This window comes from Cellulomonas sp. SLBN-39 (assembly GCF_006715865.1).
Classification (GTDB): domain Bacteria; phylum Actinomycetota; class Actinomycetes; order Actinomycetales; family Cellulomonadaceae; genus Cellulomonas.
Window position 1 is genome coordinate 3,718,467 of record NZ_VFOA01000001.1, and the last position, 19,380, is coordinate 3,737,846.

Consider the following 19,380-nt stretch of genomic DNA (forward strand, 5'->3'; position numbering starts at 1 on the left):
CCCCGCAGCAGCGGGTCAGGCGCAGTTGACCCACTCGTGCGTGCCGTCGGCGAAGACCTGCCGCTTCCACACCGGCAGCCGCGCCTTGACCTCGTCGACCAGCACCGCCGCGGCCTCGAACGCCTCCTGCCGGTGCGCGGCGCTCACCGCGACGCCCAGCGCGCACGCGCCGACGCCCAGCGGGCCCACCCGGTGCACGCACGCGACGGCGTCCACGGGCAGCCGCGCCGCGACGTCAGCGACCACCTGGGCCAGCACCGCCCCGGCATCGGGGTGCGCGACGTACTCGATCGACGTCACCGCACGCCCGTGGTCGTGGTCGCGCACGACCCCGGCGAACGTGACGACCGCACCCGCCGCGGGTGCGTCGACGGCACCGGCGAGCGCGGCGACGTCGACGACGGCGTCGGTGACCTCGGCGACGACGACCCGCCGTGCCGGCTCGGTCAGGCGCGAGGAGTCACGGGTGGTCTCGGGCACGGGACCACCCTAGGCCGCGGCCGTCGTGCCGGCGGCTACGCTGACCGGCGTGCGCTACCGGGTGAGCGAGGCCGCGACCCTCCTGGGCGTCAGCGACGACACGGTGCGCCGGTGGGTCGAGGCCGGCCGGCTCACGGCCGTGCGCGGCGCCTCGGGCCGCCAGGAGGTCGAGGGCACCGACCTGGCCCGGCTCGCCACGGAGCTCGCCGACGAGCCGGTGCCCGGGCGCACCTCGGCCCGCAACCGCATGCCCGGCATCGTCACCCGCGTGGTCCGGGACACCGTGATGGCGCAGGTCGACGTGCAGGCGGGGCCGTTCCGGCTGGTGTCGCTCATCAGCCGGGAGGCGGCCGACGAGCTCGCCCTCGAGCCCGGTGTGCGCGTCGTGGCCGCGGTCAAGGCGACCGTCGTCACCGTCGAGCGCCCCGAGCCGGTGTGAGCGGGACCGCCGCGCACCGCGTGGCACCGGGCGACGTCGTCGTGGTCGTCCCCGCGGGCGGCACGTCCCGACGCATGGGCGGCACCGACAAGACGGCCCTCGACCTGGCCGGTCGCACCGTGCTCGAGCACCTGCTGGACGGGCTGACGGGCTGGCCGGTCGTCGTGGTCGCACCACCGCGCGGCCGGGTCGGCGGCCCCGCGGTCCGCTGGGTGCGGGAGGACCCGCCCGGCGCCGGTCCCCTCGCCGCGCTCGCGGCCGGGCTGCGGGCCGCCCCCGACGCCGCCGTGCTGGTCGCGGTCGCCGGCGACCAGCCGTTCGCCGGCCCCGTGGTCCCGCTCCTGCTGCAGGCGCTCGCCGACGCCCCCGACGCGGACGTCGCGGCGGCGGCCGGCTCCGACGGCCGCGCCCAGCCGCTGCTGTCGGCGTACCGCACGCGTGCCGTCGGGGCGCTCCTGCGCCAGGACGTCGCCTCGCGGCCGGTCCGGCTGCTCGCCGAGGGTCTGCGCCGCACGGTCGTGCGGGTCGACGACGACGCCGTGCTCGACGTGGACGACCCCGCGGACGCCGCGCGCGCCCTCGCCGTGGCGCACCGGCGCGCGGGGGCATGACCTGCTGTCCGACCTGCTAGGCCGCGGAGCCGGGGCTGTCGTGGCGCGGCGGCGAGCCGTCCGCACGTGCGGCGACCTGGGCGTCGACCACCGCGAGGAGCTCGCGGACCCGGTCCGCCTGCTCCTGCGCGTCACCGCCGGCCCTGCCCGCGGCCAGGCCGACGAGGAACGCGGTCGTGGGGCCCGCGGGGCGCGCGACGCCGTGGGCCACGTCGCGCACCATGTCGAGCACCGGGCCGCACGTGGCGAGGGCGACCTCGGGCGCGACCCCGAGCTCGCGGGCGACCTGCACCAGCCACCCGTCGAGGGTGCTCGGGTCGCTCACGACCGGTCCCGCCGGGGCTGCACCGAGGTCGGGTCGAAGGCGCCGCCACGGACGTGGGCCGCCATGGCCTCGACCCGCACCGCCTGGTCCCGGCTGCGCTCGACGAGCCCGTCGATGCGCGGGCCGTCCAGCCCGAGGTCGTCGGCGTGCGCGCGCAGCGTGAGCCAGCCGAGCCGCTTGCCCTCGATCCCGGAGCGGACGATCTCCAGCTCGAGGAGCGGTGTCAGCGGCGAGGGTGTGCGCAGGCGACGGTTCGGCTTGAGCCGGGCGGCACGCTCGGCGACGGCCGCGAGGACGCGCTTGCTGCGCGAGGGTGCGAGGCCGAGGTCGCGGGCCGTCGCCAGGTGCAGCGCACGCTCCTCGACGAGCTCGGCGCGCAGACGGGCGAGGTCGTCGGCCACACCGACCAGGCCCGGCGCGCCCTGCATCCGACCGAGGCGTTCGATGATGCCGGTCGCACCCGTCACGTGGTCCTCCACGTACGTCTCGACCAGCCCGAGGTCCACCGTCGTCGCCATCGCTGCTCCTCGCGTCGTCGTGCCCCGATGCTGCACCCCACCGCGGGACCGCGCTCCCCGAGGGGGTCAGACCTCCTCGGAGGCCCGGGCCGGGCTCTGCTCGACGGCGGCCGGGGCCGTGTCCGCGTCGGGGACCGTCAGGTGCGGACGGCTGCGGCTGGCCTGCGGGCGGTAGACGATCCGCGAGTGGAACACGAACCGGGCGAGGAAGGCCACGACGAGCGTGATCGCGGTGGCCAGCACGGCCGCCACGTGCACGGTCTCGACGAGGATCCCGACCACCGGCAGGCGCAGCACAGTCTCGACGTTGTTGAACGTGAACGACTGGACGAACCGCGACCAGACGCCCTTGCCCTCGTGGCGCAGGTCGCGGAACACGAACCGCTCCTGCAGCAGGAAGTTGCCGATGATCGTCGCCTCGGCCGCGATGACCGCCGCCGGCAGCCACGCCATGCCGAGCGTGGTCAGCAGCGCCACGATCGCGACGTTCGCGACGGCGCCGATGCCGCCGATGATCGCGAAGCGGGACATGCGACCGAAGCGCAGGCCGGCGAGCTGCCAGAGGAAGTGCAGGCCCTGCGCGAGGTTCGCCTTGGACTCCCCGGCGAACCGCTCGCCGAAGACGAACGGCACCTCGGCGACCCGGAGCCGGTGGCGCGCGAGGATCTCGAGGAGGATCTTGAAGCCTCGCGGGCGCAGCGCCTGCATGTCGAGGGCGTCGCGGCGGACCGCGAAGAACCCGGTCATCGGGTCCGAGCAGTCGCGCAGGCGGACGGGGAACATGCCACGCGTCAGCGCCGTGGAGGTGGAGGACACGGCGCGGCGGACCGCGCCCGACAGGCCCTCGCTCGACCCGTCCTCGATGTAGCGGGACGCGACGACGACGTCGACGCCCGGCTCGGCCGCACGCTCGAGCATGGTGGGGATGAGCTCGGGCGGGTGCTGCAGGTCCCCGTCCATCACGAGGCACCACTGCGCGTCCGAGGCCGCGAACCCCGCGACGACCGCACCGCCCAGACCTCCGACGGGGTCGTCGCGGTGGATCACCCGGACGGGGTAGCCCGCGGTCGGCGCCAGGGCCCGGACGACCTCGGCCGTCTCGTCCCGCGAGTCGTCCACCACCAGGAGCTCGGCATCGATGCCCCGGACCGCGAGTCCCACGCGGCGCACGAGCTCGGGCATGTTCGGCGCCTCGTTGAACGTCGGCACCACGACGGTGACCGAGGGTCGTGCGGGGTCGGCGCCGACCCCGCTCCCCGTGTGCTCTGCTCCGTGCATGGTGCCCCGCTCGGTCGACCGTCTGCGGCTCGTCACCGCTGCCAGGACACGACACGGTAACGAACGACCCTGTGCCCGGTGAATCTCACCGGGCACGCTAAGCGTTTCACACCCGCCCCGCAGGTGCGGGCGACGAGCCTCCCCGAGGGACGGTGCACGCCGCGACGGTGCAGGATGACCGCGTGCAACGTGACGTGTTCGCCCACATGTCCCTCCGGGTCACCGAACCGGCGACCCTCGTCCTGGCGGTGGCCGTCGACGCCGGCCACCGTGCCGACGAGCAGCTCGACGTGCGCGCCGACGACGGGCCCGTCGACGTCCGCGAGCTCGTCGACGCGCACGGCACCCGCCTGCACGTGGTCCGGGCCCCGCGCGGCGAGGTCCGCGTGGCGTACCGGGCGCGCGTCGAGGGCCGCCTGCCCGCGCCGGCGGTCGACGAGGCGGAGCTGCTGTGGCACCTGCGCCCGAGCCGCTACTGCGAGTCCGACCAGCTCGCGCCGACGGCCCGGGCCGAGTTCGCCGGCCTGGACGGTGCCGACCTGCTGGCGGCCGTGAGCTCGTGGGTCGGCACCCGGCTCGCCTACGTTCCCGGGGCCAGCCTGCCGACGGACGGCGCGGTCCGCACCCTGCTCGCACGGCAGGGTGTGTGCCGGGACTACGCCCACCTGGTGGTCGCGCTGCTGCGGGCGCTCGACGTCCCGGCGCGCCTCGTCGCGGTGTACGCCCCCGGGCTGGACCCGATGGACTTCCACGCGGTCGCCGAGGCCTACGTGGACGGCGGGTGGCACGTGGTCGACGCGACGACGCTGGCCCCGCGCAGCACGCTCGTGCGCGTCGCCACGGGGCGGGACGCGTCGGACACCGCGTTCCTCACGGTCCACGACGGTCTGGCGAGCCTGGGCACGCTCGAGGTCGGAGCGGTCGCCGACACGTTGCCGGACGACGACGTGCGCGAGCTCGTGGCGCTCGGCTGAGGACGCGCCCGACGCCGTCCTCCCCCGGGCCCGACGGTGCGGCACGCCGCTCACCTGGACGGTCGTCGTGCGTACGCCGCGCCGACGTGGGCGTTCGCTGGCACGCTGTGCCCATGCGCATCTGGCCCGGACGCCCTTACCCCCTCGGCGCGACCTACGACGGGAGCGGCACCAACTTCGCCCTCTTCTCCGCGGTCGCGGAGCGTGTCGAGCTCTGCCTGATCGAGGCGGACGGCACCGAGACCCGCGTCGACCTCCCGGAGGTGGACGCGTTCGTCTGGCACGGCTTCCTCCCGACGATCGCCCCCGGGCAGCGCTACGGGTTCCGCGTGCACGGCCCGTACGACCCCGACCAGGGCCACCGCTGCGACCCGTCGAAGCTGCTGCTCGACCCGTACGCGAAGGCGATCGACGGTCAGGTCGACGGGGACGCGTCGCTGTACTCGTACCGCTTCGACGCCCCCGACGAGCGCAACACCGACGACTCGGCGGGGCACACGATGACGTCGGTCGTCGTCAACCCGTTCTTCGACTGGGGCCACGACCGCCCGCCGCAGCACGGCTACCACGAGAGCGTGCTGTACGAGACGCACGTCAAGGGCCTGACCCGCCTGCACCCGGCCGTGCCCGAGGAGCTGCGCGGGACGTACGCCGGGATGGCGCACCCCGCGGTCATCGAGCACCTGACCTCGCTCGGCGTCACGGCGGTCGAGCTCATGCCGGTGCACCAGTTCGTCAACGACCCGTCGCTGCAGGAGCGCGGGCTGTCGAACTACTGGGGCTACAACACGATCGGCTTCTTCGCCCCGCACAACGCGTACGCCGCCACGGCGGACTCCGGCCAGCAGGTCCAGGAGTTCAAGTCGATGGTCAAGGCGCTGCACGAGGCGGACATCGAGGTCATCCTCGACGTGGTCTACAACCACACCGCCGAGGGCAACCACATGGGCCCGACGCTGAGCTTCCGCGGCATCGACAACGCCAGCTACTACCGGCTCGTCGACGAGGACCAGGCGCACTACTTCGACACCACCGGCACGGGCAACTCCCTGCTCATGCGCTCCCCGCACGTGCTCCAGCTCATCATGGACTCGCTGCGGTACTGGGTGACCGAGATGCACGTCGACGGGTTCCGCTTCGACCTGGCCGCGACGCTCGCCCGGCAGTTCCACGAGGTCGACCGCCTGTCGGCGTTCTTCGACCTCGTGCAGCAGGACCCGGTCATCTCGCAGGTCAAGCTCATCGCGGAGCCGTGGGACCTCGGCGACGGGGGCTACCAGGTCGGCGGGTTCCCCCCGCTGTGGACGGAGTGGAACGGGCGCTACCGCGACACGGTCCGCGACTTCTGGCGGGGCGAGCCGTCGACGCTCGGCGAGTTCGCCAGCCGCCTGTCGGGCTCGTCGGACCTCTACGAGCACAGCGGACGGCGGCCGATCGCGAGCATCAACTTCGTGACGGCGCACGACGGCTTCACGCTGCACGACCTCGTGTCGTACAACGACAAGCACAACGACGCCAACGGCGAGGGCGGCCGCGACGGCGAGAGCCACAACCGGTCGTGGAACTGCGGCGTCGAGGGCCCGACGGACGACCCGCAGATCAGCGAGCTGCGCGCGCGTCAGCGCCGCAACTTCCTCGCGACGATGCTGCTCTCGCAGGGCGTGCCGATGCTCGCGCACGGCGACGAGCTGGGCCGCACCCAGGGCGGCAACAACAACGGCTACTGCCAGGACAACGAGGTCACCTGGGTCGACTGGGACCTCGACGAGGAGCGGCTCGCGCTGCTGGAGTTCACGCGGCGCGTCGTGCACCTGCGCCGGGACCACCCCGTGTTCCGGCAGCGCCGGTTCTTCGCCGGGGCGCCCGAGCACGGCGGGGAGTCCGAGCTGCGCGACATCGCCTGGCTGACCCCGTCGGGGCAGCACATGCAGGCCGAGGCGTGGAACTCCGACCACGCGTTCGCGGTCATGGTGTTCCTCAACGGCGACGCCATCGACGAGCCGGACATGCGCGGCGAGGAGATCGTCGACGACAGCTTCCTGCTGCTGTTCAACAGCCACTGGGAGAAGCAGTCGTTCAAGCTGCCCGGCGCGGACTACGGCCAGGCGTGGACGGCGGTGCTCGACACCGACGGGCAGGTCAAGGCCGGTCGCACGGTCAAGGCCGGGGGCCGCGTGACGCTCGCGCCGCGGTCGATGGTGCTCTTCACGCGTCCGCCGGTGAGCGAGCCGCCGTCGGCCTCGGGCAGCGGGGCGGCGGCGTCCGCGTCGCGCGAGGCGAGCCGGGCGACCCGCGAGGCGGGCGCGTGAGCGAGGGGCGCAGCACCGCGGAACGGCGCCTCGTCCGCCCGGGCCACCGGGTGCCGGTGTCGACGTACCGCCTGCAGCTGGGCGCCGACCTGACGTTCGCCGACGTCGCGGCGCGCGTGCCGTACTACGTCGCGCTCGGCGTCACGGACCTGTACCTGTCCCCCGTGCTCACCGCCGCCCCGGGCAGCACCCACGGGTACGACGTCGTCGACCACGACGAGGTCTCCCCCGTCCTCGGGGGGATCGACGGCCTGCGCGCGCTGTCCGCGACGGCGCACGCCGCCGGCCTGGGCGTCGTGCTCGACGTCGTGCCGAACCACATGGCGGTACCGACGCCGGTCTGGCACAACCGTGCGCTGTGGTCGGTGCTCGAGCAGGGCCCGGAGTCGGCGTACGCCGCGTGGTTCGACGTCGACTGGTCCGCCGGGGACGGGGCGGTCCTCATGCCGGTCCTCGGGGACCGGATCGGCGCCGTGCTCGCCCGCGACGAGCTCCGGCTCGCCGAGGAGGACGTGCCCGGCGTGGGCGTGCGGCAGGTGCTGCGGTACCACGACCACGTCTTCCCGGTGCGCGAGGGCACGGCCGCGCTGCCGCTGGCCGAGCTCGTGGAGCGGCAGCACTACCGGCTCGCGTACTGGCGCGTCGCCGACGAGGAGCTCAACTACCGGCGGTTCTTCGACGTCGGCACCCTCGTGGCGCTGCGCGTGGAGGACCCCGGCGTCTTCGACGCGACGCACGCGACGATCCTGCGCCTGCTGAGCGAGGGCGTCGTCGACGGGCTGCGTATCGACCACCCCGACGGCCTGGCCGACCCGGCGGGCTACCTGGCGCGGCTGCGCGAGGCCACCGACGGCGCGTGGGTCGTCGTGGAGAAGATCCTCGCCGGCCAGGAGGAGCTGCCCGACGACTGGGACACCGCCGGCACCACCGGGTACGAGTGGCTGTGGCGCGTGCAGCAGACGTTCGTCGACCCGGGCGGCGCGGCCGCGCTCGGCTCGGTCATGCACCGGATCGCCGGGGACGGGTCCGACGCCTTCGACGCCATGGTGGAGCAGGCCAAGCGCGAGGTCGTCGACGGGCCCCTGTACGCCGAGGTGCACCGCCTGACGACGCTCGCGTCGGGGATCTGCCACGACGACCTGCGCCTGCGCGACCACACGTGGCGTGCGCTGCACGAGTGCCTCGTCGAGCTGCTCGTCGCCTTCGACCGGTACCGCGCGTACGTCGTGCCGGGGCAGGTCCCCACGACGGACGCGACGGCGGCGTTCGCGGCCGCGGCCGACCTGGCCACGTCCCGGCTGGGACCGGGCCGCGAGTCGACCATGGAGGTCCTGGTCGACCTGCTGCAGGGGCGCGAGGCCGGCTCGGCGGGTCGCACGCGCGACCCGCGGCGCGACGAGCTGGTCGTGCGCTTCCAGCAGACCTGCGGGGCCGTCATGGCCAAGGGCGTCGAGGACACCGCCTTCTACCGCTGGACGCACCTCGTGGCACTGTGCGAGGTCGGCGGCGAGCCGACGCACTTCGCGACGACGCCCACGGACCTGGCCGCGTTCGCGTCGTCGGCGCAGAGCGCCGCGCCGCTGGGCATGACGACGCTGTCGACGCACGACACCAAGCGCGGCGAGGACACCCGGTCGCGCATCGGCGTGCTGTCCGAGCTGCCGCACGAGTGGGGCGCCCTCGTCGACGAGCTGCACCGCGTCAGCGCGCCCTACCGGGGCAGCCTGGTCGACGGGCGCACCGAGCACGTGCTGTGGCAGACGCTGGTCGGCACGTGGTCCGCCGACGGGCCGGTCGGCGCGGACCGCCTGGAGGCGTACCTGACCAAGGCGGTGCGCGAGGCCAAGGCCCGCACGTCGTGGACGGCGCCGGACGAGGCGTACGAGGACGCCGTGCTGCACCTGGCGCGCCGGGCGCTGGGCGACCCGCGGGTGTACGAGCTGCTGGACGGCTGGGACGTGCGCACGCGCGAGGCGGTGCGGGCGGCGACGCTCGGCACCAAGCTCGTCCAGCTCACGCTGCCCGGCGTCGCGGACGTCTACCAGGGCACGGAGGTGACGGCGCTGACGCTGGTCGACCCGGACAACCGGCGCCCGGTGGACGTGACCGCGCTCGGCGAGCGCCTCGAGCGCCTCGACGCCGGTGCGGGCCCGCGGGGGCTCGACGACGAGAAGCTGCTGGTCACGTCGCGCGCGCTGCGCGTGCGACGCGACATGCCGGAGGCGTTCGTCGGCCCGGAGGCGGGGTTCGTCCCGCTGCCGCACTCGTCGGGGCACACGCTGACGTACGCGCGCACCGCGTCGGGGCAGCCCCGCGTCGTGGTCGTGGCGACGCGGCTCGCGGCGGCCGTCGAGCGGCTCGGCGGCTGGTCGGACCACACGATCGCGCTGCCCGAGGGCACGTGGCACGACGTGCTCGCCGACCGCCCGGTGCCGGGCGGCGTGCAGCGGGTCGCGGACGTGCTCGACCGGTCGCCGGTGGCGCTGCTCGTCCACGAGGGGGTGTGAGCGTGCGACCGTCCGTCTGGGCACCCGCGGCGGCGCGCGTCGACCTCGAGCTGCCCGCCGACGGCACGCGCCTGCCGATGCGCCGCGGCGAGGACGGCTGGTGGTCCGCCGACGCGGACCTGCCGCACGGCACGGACTACGGGTTCGCCGTCGACGGCGGCCCGCCCCGCCCGGACCCGCGCTCGGCGTGGCAGCCCGAGGGCGTGCACGGGCCGTCGCGCGTGTTCGACGCGTCGACGTTCGCGTGGTCGGACGCCGGCTGGTCGGGCCTGGACGTGCGCGGCGCCGTGACGTACGAGCTGCACGTGGGCACCTTCACGCCGGAGGGCACGCTCGCGGCGGCCGCGCAGCGCCTCGACCACCTCGTGCGCCTCGGCGTCGACGTCGTCGAGCTCCTGCCGGTCGCGGCGTTCAACGGGCGGCACGGGTGGGGGTACGACGGCGTCGCCCTGTGGGCCGTGCACGAGCCGTACGGCGGGCCCGCGGCGCTGCAGGCGTTCGTGGACGCGGCGCACGGGCACGGCCTGGCGGTGTGCCTGGACGTCGTGCACAACCACCTCGGCCCGTCGGGCAACTACCTGGCGGAGTTCGGCCCGTACCTCACGGACGCGCACCAGACGCCGTGGGGCTCGGCGGTGAACCTCGACCAGGACGGGGCCGAGCACGTGCGCCGGTGGATCTGCGACTCGGTGCTGCGCTGGGCCCGCGACTTCCACGTCGACGCGTTCCGCCTCGACGCGGTGCACGCGCTGGTCGACGAGTCGGAGCAGCACCTGCTCGCCCAGCTGTCCGACGAGGTGGCGGCCCTGTCCGCGTCGCTGGGCCGACCGCTGGGCCTCGTCGCGGAGTCCGACCTGAACGACGTGCGGTCGGTGACGGCGACGCGCGACGGCGGCTGGGGCATGGACGCGCAGTGGGCCGACGACGTGCACCACGCGGTGCACGCCCTGCTCACGGGCGAGCGGCACGGCTACTACGTCGACTTCGGCGACCCGCAGGTGCTCGCGACGGCCCTGACGCAGGGCTTCGTGCACACCGGCGACCTCTCGACGTTCCGGGGCCGCCCGTGGGGCCGGCCGGTGCCGGACGACGTCGACGGCCACCGCTTCGTGGTGTTCTCGGCCAACCACGACCAGGTCGGCAACCGGGCCCTGGGCGACCGGCCGTCGGCGCACCTGCCCCCGGGGCGTCTGGCGGCGCAGGCGGCGCTGGTGCTGCTCTCCCCGTTCACCCCGCTGCTGCTCATGGGCGAGGAGTGGGGCGCCCGCACCCCGTGGCAGTTCTTCACCGACCACCCCGAGCCCGACCTGGCCGCGGCGGTCCGCGACGGGCGGCGGCGCGAGTTCGGCGGTCACGGGTGGGAGGAGCTGTACGGCGGGCCCGTGACGGTCCCCGACCCGCAGGACCCGGCGACGTTCGCGGCGAGCGTCCTGGACTGGTCGGAGCTCGAGGTCGGCGAGCACGCGCGGCTGCTGGAGTGGCACCGCACGCTGATCGCCCTGCGGCGGGTCGTGCCGGACCTGGCCTCGGGCGACCGGTCGCGCACCCGCGTGACCGTGCTGCCGGCGCAGGACGCGCCCGCCGCCGGACCTTGGCAGGGCGTGCTCGTGGTGCACCGGGGCGCGACGAGCGTCGTCCTCAACCTCACGGACGCGCCCGCGCGGGTCGACGTGGGTGGGTCGGCGCCGCGGGTGCTGGCATCGTGGGCGACGGGCGCGGTCGTGCCGCCGGCCGGGGACGACGACGCGTGGGCGGTCGAGCTGCCCGGGCCGGGCGTCGTCGTCGTCGGCTAGCGCTGCTGCCGTCGCCCGGGCCCCCCGGTGCGGCCCTGCGTGCCGGGCTCAGGGTGCCGCGGCGGCGACCGCGGCACCCTCGGCCGCCAGCGCCCCGAGGCGGGACAGGGCCCGGTAGTACTTCTTGCGGTACCCGCCGCGCAGCATCTCGGGGCTGAACAGGTCGAGGCCGTCGGTCAGGTCGTCGCCGGCCAGGAGCACGGGCACGTCCCGGTCGTAGAGCCGGTCGACGAGCACGACGAGGCGCAGCGCGACGTCCTGGCGGGTGACGGGGCCGACGCCGGTGAGCCCGACGAGGCCGACGCCGTCCAGCAGCGCGCCGTACCGGCTGGGGTGCACGGCGGGCAGGTGGCCGAGGAGGGACGCGAAGTCGTCCACGGTGGCGTCGGACCGCGCGCCGACCACCGCGGCGACCCGCTCGGCGGCCACGACCGGGGCGTGCGTCGTCACGACGCGGTGCCGGTGGTCCTCGCCGTCGATGCGCACGACCTCGAACCGGGCGGCCAGGGCCTGGATCTCGCGGAGGAAGTCCTCGGCGGCGAACCGGCCCTCGCCCAGCGACTCGGGCAGCGTGTTCGAGGTGGCCGCGAGCGCGACGCCGTGGTCGGCGAGCTCGCGCAGCAGGCGGGACATGAGCACCGTGTCGCCGGGGTCGTCGAGCTCGAACTCGTCGATGCAGACGAGCCGGCGCTGCGCGAGGGCGTCGACCGTGGGCCGGAAGCCGAGTGCGCCCACGAGGTTGGTGTACTCGACGAAGGTCCCGAAGGCGGCGTGCTGCGTGCCGACGGCGTGCGCGAGCGAGGCGAGCAGGTGGGTCTTGCCGACGCCGAAGCCGCCGTCGAGGTAGACCGCGGGGGCGGCGGTGCGGGGGCGACGGAACCAGCCTTTGGCGGGCGGGGCCGTCAGCCGGTCGGCGACGGCGCGCACGTGGGCGAGCGCGCGGGCCTGCGACGGGTGGTCCGGGTCGGGCACGTAGGTGTCGAAGGACTCGCGGGCGAAGTGCCGCGGGGGCACGAGCTCGCCGAGCAGCCGGTCGGCCGGGACGCGGGGGTCGCGCGCGGCGAGGCTGCGCGGGCCGGCGGGGACCGGCTCGGCGGCAGGGGTGCGGGCGGGGCCCGTCGGCTCGCCGGTGGCGGTCGCGGCCTGATCGGACGGGGTCACGGTGCCCGAGGATACGTGGGAGGACCACGGCCCGCCCTCCTGGACGCACGTCCACCCTGTGAGAAAGGGTCTCGCGATACGGACAGGTGCTGACGGGCTGTCATCGCGCGTGCGACCCTCGTCACGTGATCCACGGGAGCCTGCTCATGTGTCGGTGCTGTCGCACCGCCGCGGCCCCGTGCTGTCCGGCGCAGAGCTGACCCCGCCCGTCCCCCTGTCACGGGCGCGTGGTCCGCGTCCGTCACACCCCCACCCCTCGCACGGGTGGCGCGGACGCGAGCACGCGCCGAGATCCCCCGAGGAGCGCCGATGGCGCACACGTCCGCCACCGCACCGCCCGCCGCCCGTCCCGAGGGCCAGTGGGCCTTCGGGCAGCGCGAGCCGCTGAACCCGAACGAACGCTTCAAGGCCGCCGACGACGGTCTCAACGTCCGGCAGCGCATCGAGACCGTCTACTCCCGCGAGGGCTTCGCGTCGATCCCGCCCGAGGACCTGCACGGGCGCATGCGCTGGTGGGGCCTGTACACCCAGCGCCGCCCCGGGATCGACGGCGGCAAGACCGCCACGCTCGAGCCCCACGAGCTCGACGACGAGTACTTCATGCTGCGGGTGCGCTGCGACGGTGGCGCCCTGAGCGCCGCCCAGCTGCGCACGATCGCCGAGGTCTCGGTGGAGTTCGGCCGCGGCACGGCCGACATCACCGACCGGCAGAACATCCAGCTGCACTGGGTGCGCGTGGAGGACGTTCCGGAGATCTGGCGGCGCCTGGAGGCCGTCGGGCTGGGCACCCAGGAGGCGTGCGGCGACACCCCGCGCGTCGTGCTCGGCTCCCCCGTGGCCGGCGTCGCGGCCGACGAGATCGTCGACGGCACGCCGGCGATCGACGAGATCACCCGCCGGTACGTCGGCGACCCGGCGTACTCCAACCTGCCGCGCAAGTTCAAGACCGCCGTGTCCGGGTCCCCGCACCAGGACGTCGCGCACGAGATCAACGACGTGTCGTTCGTCGGCGTCGTGCACCCCGAGCTCGGGCCCGGCTTCGACGTGTGGGTCGGTGGCGGCCTGTCGACGAACCCCCGCCTGGCCGTGCGGCTCGGCGCGTTCGCGACCCTCGAGCAGGTGCCCGCCGTGTGGGCGGGCGTCATCGGGATCTTCCGCGACTACGGCTACCGGCGGCTGCGCACCCGCGCCCGGCTGAAGTTCCTCGTCGCCGACTGGGGCCCCCAGGTGTTCCGCGACGTCCTCGAGGGCGAGTACCTCGGCTTCACGCTCGCCGACGGGCCCGCCCCTCCCCCGCCGCCGACGGGACGGCACGACCACGTGGGCGTGCACCCGCAGGTCGATGGCCGGTTCTACGTCGGCGCCGCACCCACCGTCGGCCGGGTCTCGGGCGAGCTGCTCGGCGCGGTCGCGGACCTCGTCGAGGCCGCCGGCTCGGACCGTGTGCGGCTGACCGTCGAGCAGAAGCTCGTGGTGCTGGACGTCCCGGCCGAGCGGGTCGACGACCTCGTCGAGGGCCTGGAGGACCTCGGCCTGGCGGTGCGCAGCGCGTCGACGTTCCGGCGCGGCACCATGGCGTGCACGGGCATCGAGTTCTGCAAGCTGGCGATCGTCGAGACCAAGGCCCGTGCGACCGCGCTGGTCGCCGAGCTCGAGGACCGGCTGCCGACGTTCGACGAGCCGCTGACCATCAACGTCAACGGCTGCCCGAACTCGTGCGCCCGCATCCAGGTCGCCGACATCGGGCTCAAGGGCGCGCTGGCGGGCGGCGAGGACGGCTTCCAGGTGCACCTCGGCGGCGGGCTCGGCCTGACCAGCGGCCTGGGCAAGACCCTGCGGGGGCTGCGGGTGCCGGCCGACGAGCTGCCGGACTACGTCGAGCGGGTGACCCGCCGGTTCGACGAGCAGCGCACCGAGGGCGAGCTGTTCGCCGCCTGGGTGCAGCGCGCCGACGAGGAGGACCTGCGGTGAGCGGCGCCGAGCCCGGGTCGCGTGCCGTGCCGTACCACTGCCCGTTCTGCGCGAGCGAGGATCTCGTGCCGGCCGAGCAGCACGGGCAGTGGGAGTGCCGGACGTGCGCACGGGCGTTCGTGGTGAAGTTCGTCGGGCTGGTGGTCGGACGATGACCGCGGCCACCGGGCTGACCCCCGAGGCGCTGCGGGCGCTCGCCGAGCAGGCGGGCCGCGACCTGGAGGGCGCCGACGCCGCCGACGTGCTGCGGTGGGCCGGCGCGACCTTCGGCCGCGACCTCGTCCTGGCCTCGTCGATGGGCGACGAGGTGCTCGTGCACCTGGCCGCGGCGACCGTGCCCGGCATCGACGTGATCTTCCTCGACACGGGGTACCACTTCGCCGAGACGCTGGGCACCCGCGACTACTACGCCCAGTTCACGGACGTGCGGCTGCGCACCGTGCTGCCGCTGCGCACGGTCGCCGAGCAGGACGCCGAGCACGGGCCGCGCCTGCACGAGCGCGACCCGAACCTGTGCTGCGCGCTGCGCAAGGTCGAGCCCCTCGAGCGGGGCCTCGCCCCGTACGCCGCATGGGTCACCGGGATGCGCCGCGAGGACGCCCCGACCCGCGCCGACATCCCGCTCGTGGGCTGGGACGCCAGGCGGGGCAAGGTCAAGCTCAACCCCCTCGCGGCGTGGACGCAGGCCGACGTCGACGCCTACGTCGACGCGCACCACGTCGTGCTCAACCCGCTGCGCCAGGCGGGCTACGCGTCGATCGGCTGCGAGCCGTGCACGCGCCCCGTCGCGGCCGGCGAGGACGCACGGGCCGGACGCTGGTCAGGGACCTCCAAGACGGAATGCGGGCTGCACACATGACGACCACCACCACCGCCACCACGGCCCCCGCGCCGGCGGCCCCGACGGGCCCGTCGCACCTGACCCAGCTCGACGCGCTGGAGTCCGAGGCCGTCCACGTGATGCGCGAGGTCGCCGGCGAGCTCGAGCGGCCCGTGCTGCTGTTCTCGGGCGGCAAGGACTCGATCGTCATGCTGCACCTGGCCCGCAAGGCGTTCTGGCCCGCACCCGTGCCGTTCCCCGTCATGCACGTCGACACCGGGCACAACTTCGACGAGGTCATCGCCTACCGCGACGCGACCGTCGCCCGGTACGGCTTGCGGCTGGTCGTCGCGAGCGTGCAGGACGCCATCGACGACGGCCGGGTCGTCGAGCGGCCCGGCCAGTCGCGCAACCCCCTGCAGACCGTGCCGCTGCTCGACGCGATCACCGCGCACCGCTTCGACGCGGTGTTCGGCGGCGGTCGGCGCGACGAGGAGAAGGCCCGCGCGAAGGAGCGGGTGTTCTCGCTGCGCGACGAGTTCGGGCAGTGGGACCCCCGCCGCCAGCGGCCCGAGCTGTGGGACCTGTACAACGGCCGGCACCGGCCGGGCGAGCACGTGCGCGTGTTCCCCCTGTCCAACTGGACCGAGCTGGACGTGTGGCGGTACATCGAGCGCGAGGGCATCGAGCTGCCGGAGATCTACTACGCGCACGAGCGGGAGGTCTTCGCCCGGGACGGCATGTGGTTGACGGCCGGCACGTGGGGCGGCCCGACGCCGGACGAGCCCGTCGAGCGGCGCACCGTGCGCTACCGCACGGTCGGCGACATGAGCTGCACGGGAGCCGTCGACTCGCACGCCCGGACCGTCGCCGACGTGATCGCCGAGGTGGCCGTGAGCCGGCTGACCGAGCGCGGGGCCACCCGCGCGGACGACCGGGCCTCCGAGGCCGCCATGGAGGACCGCAAGCGCGAGGGGTACTTCTGATGAGCACGACCACGGACCGCAGCGCGGCCCCGACGACCGCGGACCACGCGCAGCGGGACCTGCTGCGCCTGGCCACGGCCGGCTCCGTCGACGACGGCAAGAGCACCCTCATCGGTCGGCTCCTGTACGACACGAAGTCGGTGCTGGCCGACCAGCTCGCGGCCGTCGAGCGCGCGACGCTGGCGCGCGGCGGCGACCAGGTCGACCTCGCGCTGCTGACGGACGGCCTGCGGGCCGAGCGCGAGCAGGGCATCACCATCGACGTCGCGTACCGGTACTTCTCGACGGCGCGGCGCGCGTTCGTGCTGGCCGACACGCCCGGGCACGTGCAGTACACGCGCAACATGGTCACGGGCGCCTCGACGGCGGAGCTGGCGATCGTGCTCGTCGACGCCCGCAAGGGCGTCCTGGAGCAGACCCGTCGGCACGCGGCCCTCACGGCGCTGCTCGGCGTGCCGCACGTGGTGCTCGCGGTCAACAAGATGGACCTCGTCGGGTTCGACGCCGCGACGTTCCGCACCATCGCGGCCGAGTTCGCCGACTACGCGCGCGTCGTGGGCCTGCCCGACGTCGCGGCGGTGCCCGTGAGCGCGCTCGACGGCGACAACGTCGTCGACAGGTCCGCGCGCACGCCCTGGTACGACGGACCGACGCTGCTCGAGCTGCTCGAGCAGGTGCCGGTGCGCCGCGACGCGACGACGGAACCCCTGCGGCTGCCCGTGCAGTACGTCATCCGGCCCCGCACGCCCGAGCACCCGGACTACCGCGGGTACGCCGGCAAGGTCGCGTCGGGCGTCGTGCGCGTCGGCGACGACGTGCGGGTGCTGCCGTCGGGCCGCACCAGCCGGGTCGTCGGCATCGACACGTTCGACGGGCCGCTCGACGTCGCGGACGCACCGCGCTCGGTGACCGTGCGCCTCGCCGACGACGTCGACGTGGCCCGCGGCGACGTGCTGGTGCCCGCCGACGAGGAGGTGCGCGTCGGCCAGGACCTCGTCGGCACGGTCTGCTGGCTCACCGAACGCCGCTCGGTGCTCGGCCAGCGGGTGCTCGTGCGCGTGGGCACCCGCACCGTGCGGGGCCTGCTGCGCGAGGTCGACGCCCGCCTCGACGTCGACACCCTCACGGTCGAGGTGTGGGACCCCGTCGACACGGTCCGCACGCTCGACGCCGTCGACACCGACGACGCCGCACCGCGCGCGCTGGGCCTCAACGCGATCGGCCGCGTGCACGTGCGCCTCGCCGAGCCGGTCCCGCTCGACGACTACGCCACCCACCGGCGCACGGGCGGGTTCCTGCTCGTCGACCCGTCCGACGGCAGCACCCTCGCCGCCGGGATGACGGGACCGACACTGCTCGACCGGCTCGCCCCCGTGCCCGCGGACGGCCGGGACGACGACTGGCTCGCGGGGGCGGGGATATGACCGCCCGCCACGCGCTGCTCCTGGACCTCACGGGCCGCCGGGTCGTCGTCGTCGGCGGCGGCCCCGTCGCCGCCCGGCGCGTCGCCCGTCTGCTCGAGGACGGTGCCGACGTGCACGTCGTCGCCCCGGCCCTGTGCGAGGACCTCGCCGATCTCGCCGCCGCGGGCGCCCTGACCTGGGTGCCGCGCGACCACCGCACCGGGGACCTCGCCGGCGCGTGGCTCGTGCACACCGCGACCGGCGACCGACGCACCGACGACGCCGTCGCCGCCGAGGCCGAGGCCACCCGCACGTGGTGCGTGCGCGCCGACGACGCCCAGGCGTCCACCGCGTGGACCCCCGCGGTGGCCCGGGCCGGCGACGTGACCGTGGCCGTCGGCGCCGGCGGCGACCCCCGCCGGGCGGCAGCCCTGCGCTCGGCCCTGCAGGTGCAGCTCGACAGCGGCGCCCTGCCCCTGCGCCGCCGGCGCCCGCACGCCGGCCACGTCACCCTCGTCGGCGGCGGCCCCGGCGACCCGGGCCTGATCACGACGCGCGGCCGCCGCGCGCTGGCCGAGGCCGACGTCGTCGTCGTCGACCGCCTGGCCCCCCGCGCCCTGCTCGACGAGCTGGAGCCGGACGTCGAGGTCGTCGAGGCCGGCAAGGCCCCCCACGCGCACACCCTCACGCAGACCGAGATCAACGCGCTGCTGGTGGACCGGGCCCGCGCAGGCCACCACGTCGTTCGCCTCAAGGGCGGCGACCCGTTCGTGCTCGGCCGCGGCGGCGAGGAGATCGCCGCGTGCCGCGAGGCCGGCGTCCCCGTGACCGTCGTCCCCGGCGTGACCAGCGCGATCGCCGTCCCCGGTGCCGCGGGCGTGCCCGTCACGCACCGCGACGTCGCCCGCCAGGTCACCGTCGTGTCCGCCCACGACGCCGAGACCGACTGGGAGACCCTCGCCCGCCTGCGCGGCACGCTCGTGCTGCTCATGGGCGTCGCCCGCCTCGGCGAGCACATGGCCCGCCTCGCCGGTCACGGCCTCGACCCCGCCACGCCCGTCGCCGTCGTCGAGGACGGCACCCTGCCCACCCAGCGGACCACCCTGGGCACCGTCGCCGACATCGCCGCCCGCGCCCACGAGGTCGGCGTCCGCAACCCCGCGGTCGTCGTCGTCGGCCACGTCGCCGCCCTCGCCCCCGTCCTCGGCGACACCGCCACCCGTCCGCCGGGGCCCGCGGTCACGACCTGACGGCACCGACGAGCATGATCGCCGCAGCCGCGACGAGCACGACCATCCAGGCGTAGAAGAGCCCCCGGGCGGCGGGCCAGCGCTTGAGGGCGGGGTCCAGCGCGGCCAGCGCGGCGGCGAGGACCACGTACTTCGCGAGGAACCAGAACCCGCCGAGGCGGTCCAGCGCGAAGGCGACGGGCAGCGCCGCCACGGCGAGGACCAGACCGGTCCCGGCGAGCACACCGGACCGGGCGCTCGCACGCTCCCGCGACGCCGTCGCGCTCTCGTCCACCTGGACCTGCTCCATCGGGTGCCCTCCCGGCCGCTCGTCAGAGACGTCGAGGCCGTACGGCGCCCCTGCGGCTGCGCGAGGTGGCGGGTCGGCCGTCGACGGGGGAGCAACCTACCGAAGCCCTGATCGTGACGGCCGCCGTTGACAGGTGCCCCCGCAGGCGCTCCGACGGGCGTGAGGTCCCGGTCGAAGTTCGGGAGCCCGGATCCGTGGAGCAGGGGCGTCCAGCCGGGCACGTTGCGGGCCCGGTGCGGAGTGGATTCGTCCCACGACGTCCGCAG

Annotated in this window: 18 protein-coding genes; 12 read left to right on the forward strand and 6 right to left on the reverse strand. The window is 75.2% G+C overall.

What is annotated here, in order from left to right; genetic code table 11:
- Positions 1-15: 15 nt before the first annotated feature.
- On the reverse strand, positions 16-480 hold the full coding sequence (locus tag FBY24_RS16925; protein WP_255432460.1) for a molybdenum cofactor biosynthesis protein MoaE: 465 nt from the start codon (positions 478-480) through the stop codon (positions 16-18).
- Between the two features lie 49 nt (positions 481-529).
- Here FBY24_RS16925 and FBY24_RS16930 point away from each other — a divergent pair, with 49 nt between their 5' ends.
- Together FBY24_RS16930 and FBY24_RS16935 are read left to right on the forward strand one after the other, a co-directional pair.
- On the forward strand, positions 530-919 hold the full coding sequence (locus tag FBY24_RS16930) for a molybdopterin-binding protein (RefSeq protein ID WP_142162364.1): 390 nt from the start codon (positions 530-532) through the stop codon (positions 917-919).
- Positions 916-1,530, forward strand: a complete 615-nt coding sequence (locus FBY24_RS16935) for a molybdenum cofactor guanylyltransferase (RefSeq protein ID WP_142162366.1) — start codon at positions 916-918, stop codon at positions 1,528-1,530. The genes FBY24_RS16930 and FBY24_RS16935 overlap by 4 nt, the downstream gene beginning before the upstream one ends.
- Positions 1,531-1,546: 16 nt before the next feature.
- Here the strand turns inward: FBY24_RS16935 and FBY24_RS16940 are convergent, their stop codons facing one another.
- The 3 genes from FBY24_RS16940 to FBY24_RS16950 form a co-directional block, all read right to left on the reverse strand.
- Positions 1,547-1,855, reverse strand: a complete 309-nt coding sequence (locus FBY24_RS16940; protein ID WP_142162368.1) for a DUF6457 domain-containing protein — start codon at positions 1,853-1,855, stop codon at positions 1,547-1,549.
- A complete protein-coding gene (locus FBY24_RS16945) occupies positions 1,852-2,373 on the reverse strand; it encodes a hypothetical protein (protein WP_142162371.1) in 522 nt (173 codons plus the stop codon). The genes FBY24_RS16940 and FBY24_RS16945 overlap by 4 nt, the downstream gene beginning before the upstream one ends.
- A gap of 66 nt (positions 2,374-2,439) precedes the next feature.
- Entirely contained in the window at positions 2,440-3,651 is a 1,212-nt protein-coding gene (locus FBY24_RS16950) for a glycosyltransferase family 2 protein (RefSeq protein WP_142162373.1), read from the reverse strand.
- A 182-nt stretch (positions 3,652-3,833) separates the two neighbouring features.
- On the opposite strand from FBY24_RS16950, the gene FBY24_RS16955 reads away from it, so the two are divergent.
- The 4 genes from FBY24_RS16955 to treZ all read left to right on the forward strand — a co-directional run bounded on the left by FBY24_RS16955 (position 3,834) and on the right by treZ (position 11,234).
- Positions 3,834-4,625 carry a transglutaminase family protein gene (locus FBY24_RS16955; RefSeq protein ID WP_142162375.1) on the forward strand — a complete coding sequence of 264 codons (792 nt, stop codon included), beginning with the start codon at positions 3,834-3,836 and terminating at the stop codon, positions 4,623-4,625.
- Between the two features lie 113 nt (positions 4,626-4,738).
- Positions 4,739-6,934: a glycogen debranching protein GlgX gene (gene glgX / locus FBY24_RS16960; protein ID WP_142162376.1), complete on the forward strand. Its 2,196-nt coding sequence runs from the start codon at positions 4,739-4,741 to the stop codon at positions 6,932-6,934.
- Positions 6,931-9,441 (forward strand): malto-oligosyltrehalose synthase, encoded by a 2,511-nt coding sequence (gene treY, locus FBY24_RS16965; protein ID WP_142162378.1) that lies wholly within the window; start codon positions 6,931-6,933, stop codon positions 9,439-9,441. The genes glgX and treY overlap by 4 nt, the downstream gene beginning before the upstream one ends.
- On the forward strand, positions 9,438-11,234 hold the full coding sequence (gene treZ / locus FBY24_RS16970) for a malto-oligosyltrehalose trehalohydrolase (protein ID WP_370511007.1): 1,797 nt from the start codon (positions 9,438-9,440) through the stop codon (positions 11,232-11,234). Before treY ends, treZ begins: the two co-directional genes overlap by 4 nt.
- Positions 11,235-11,282: 48 nt before the next feature.
- Here treZ and zapE read toward each other — a convergent pair whose 3' ends face one another.
- Positions 11,283-12,395, reverse strand: a complete 1,113-nt coding sequence (gene zapE, locus FBY24_RS16975) for a cell division protein ZapE (RefSeq protein WP_142162382.1) — start codon at positions 12,393-12,395, stop codon at positions 11,283-11,285.
- Between the two features lie 309 nt (positions 12,396-12,704).
- On the opposite strand from zapE, the gene FBY24_RS16980 reads away from it, so the two are divergent.
- The 6 genes from FBY24_RS16980 to cobA are packed head-to-tail and all read left to right on the forward strand — an operon-like array spanning position 12,705 to position 18,825.
- Positions 12,705-14,366 carry a nitrite/sulfite reductase gene (locus FBY24_RS16980; RefSeq protein ID WP_142162384.1) on the forward strand — a complete coding sequence of 554 codons (1,662 nt, stop codon included), beginning with the start codon at positions 12,705-12,707 and terminating at the stop codon, positions 14,364-14,366.
- Positions 14,363-14,521, forward strand: a complete 159-nt coding sequence (locus FBY24_RS19145) for a hypothetical protein (RefSeq protein ID WP_170209000.1) — start codon at positions 14,363-14,365, stop codon at positions 14,519-14,521. The genes FBY24_RS16980 and FBY24_RS19145 overlap by 4 nt, the downstream gene beginning before the upstream one ends.
- A complete protein-coding gene (locus tag FBY24_RS16985) occupies positions 14,518-15,225 on the forward strand; it encodes a phosphoadenylyl-sulfate reductase (RefSeq protein ID WP_142162386.1) in 708 nt (235 codons plus the stop codon). Before FBY24_RS19145 ends, FBY24_RS16985 begins: the two co-directional genes overlap by 4 nt.
- Positions 15,222-16,172, forward strand: coding sequence for a sulfate adenylyltransferase subunit CysD (cysD, locus tag FBY24_RS16990; protein ID WP_142162388.1), 951 nt, complete (start codon positions 15,222-15,224; stop codon positions 16,170-16,172). The genes FBY24_RS16985 and cysD overlap by 4 nt, the downstream gene beginning before the upstream one ends.
- Positions 16,172-17,596 (forward strand): sulfate adenylyltransferase subunit 1, encoded by a 1,425-nt coding sequence (locus FBY24_RS16995; protein ID WP_142162390.1) that lies wholly within the window; start codon positions 16,172-16,174, stop codon positions 17,594-17,596. Before cysD ends, FBY24_RS16995 begins: the two co-directional genes overlap by 1 nt.
- Positions 17,593-18,825 carry a uroporphyrinogen-III C-methyltransferase gene (cobA, locus tag FBY24_RS17000; protein WP_142162392.1) on the forward strand — a complete coding sequence of 411 codons (1,233 nt, stop codon included), beginning with the start codon at positions 17,593-17,595 and terminating at the stop codon, positions 18,823-18,825. Before FBY24_RS16995 ends, cobA begins: the two co-directional genes overlap by 4 nt.
- Here cobA and FBY24_RS17005 read toward each other — a convergent pair.
- Positions 18,815-19,114, reverse strand: a complete 300-nt coding sequence (locus FBY24_RS17005; RefSeq protein ID WP_142162394.1) for a hypothetical protein — start codon at positions 19,112-19,114, stop codon at positions 18,815-18,817. The genes cobA and FBY24_RS17005 overlap by 11 nt on opposite strands.
- Positions 19,115-19,380 lie beyond the last annotated feature (266 nt).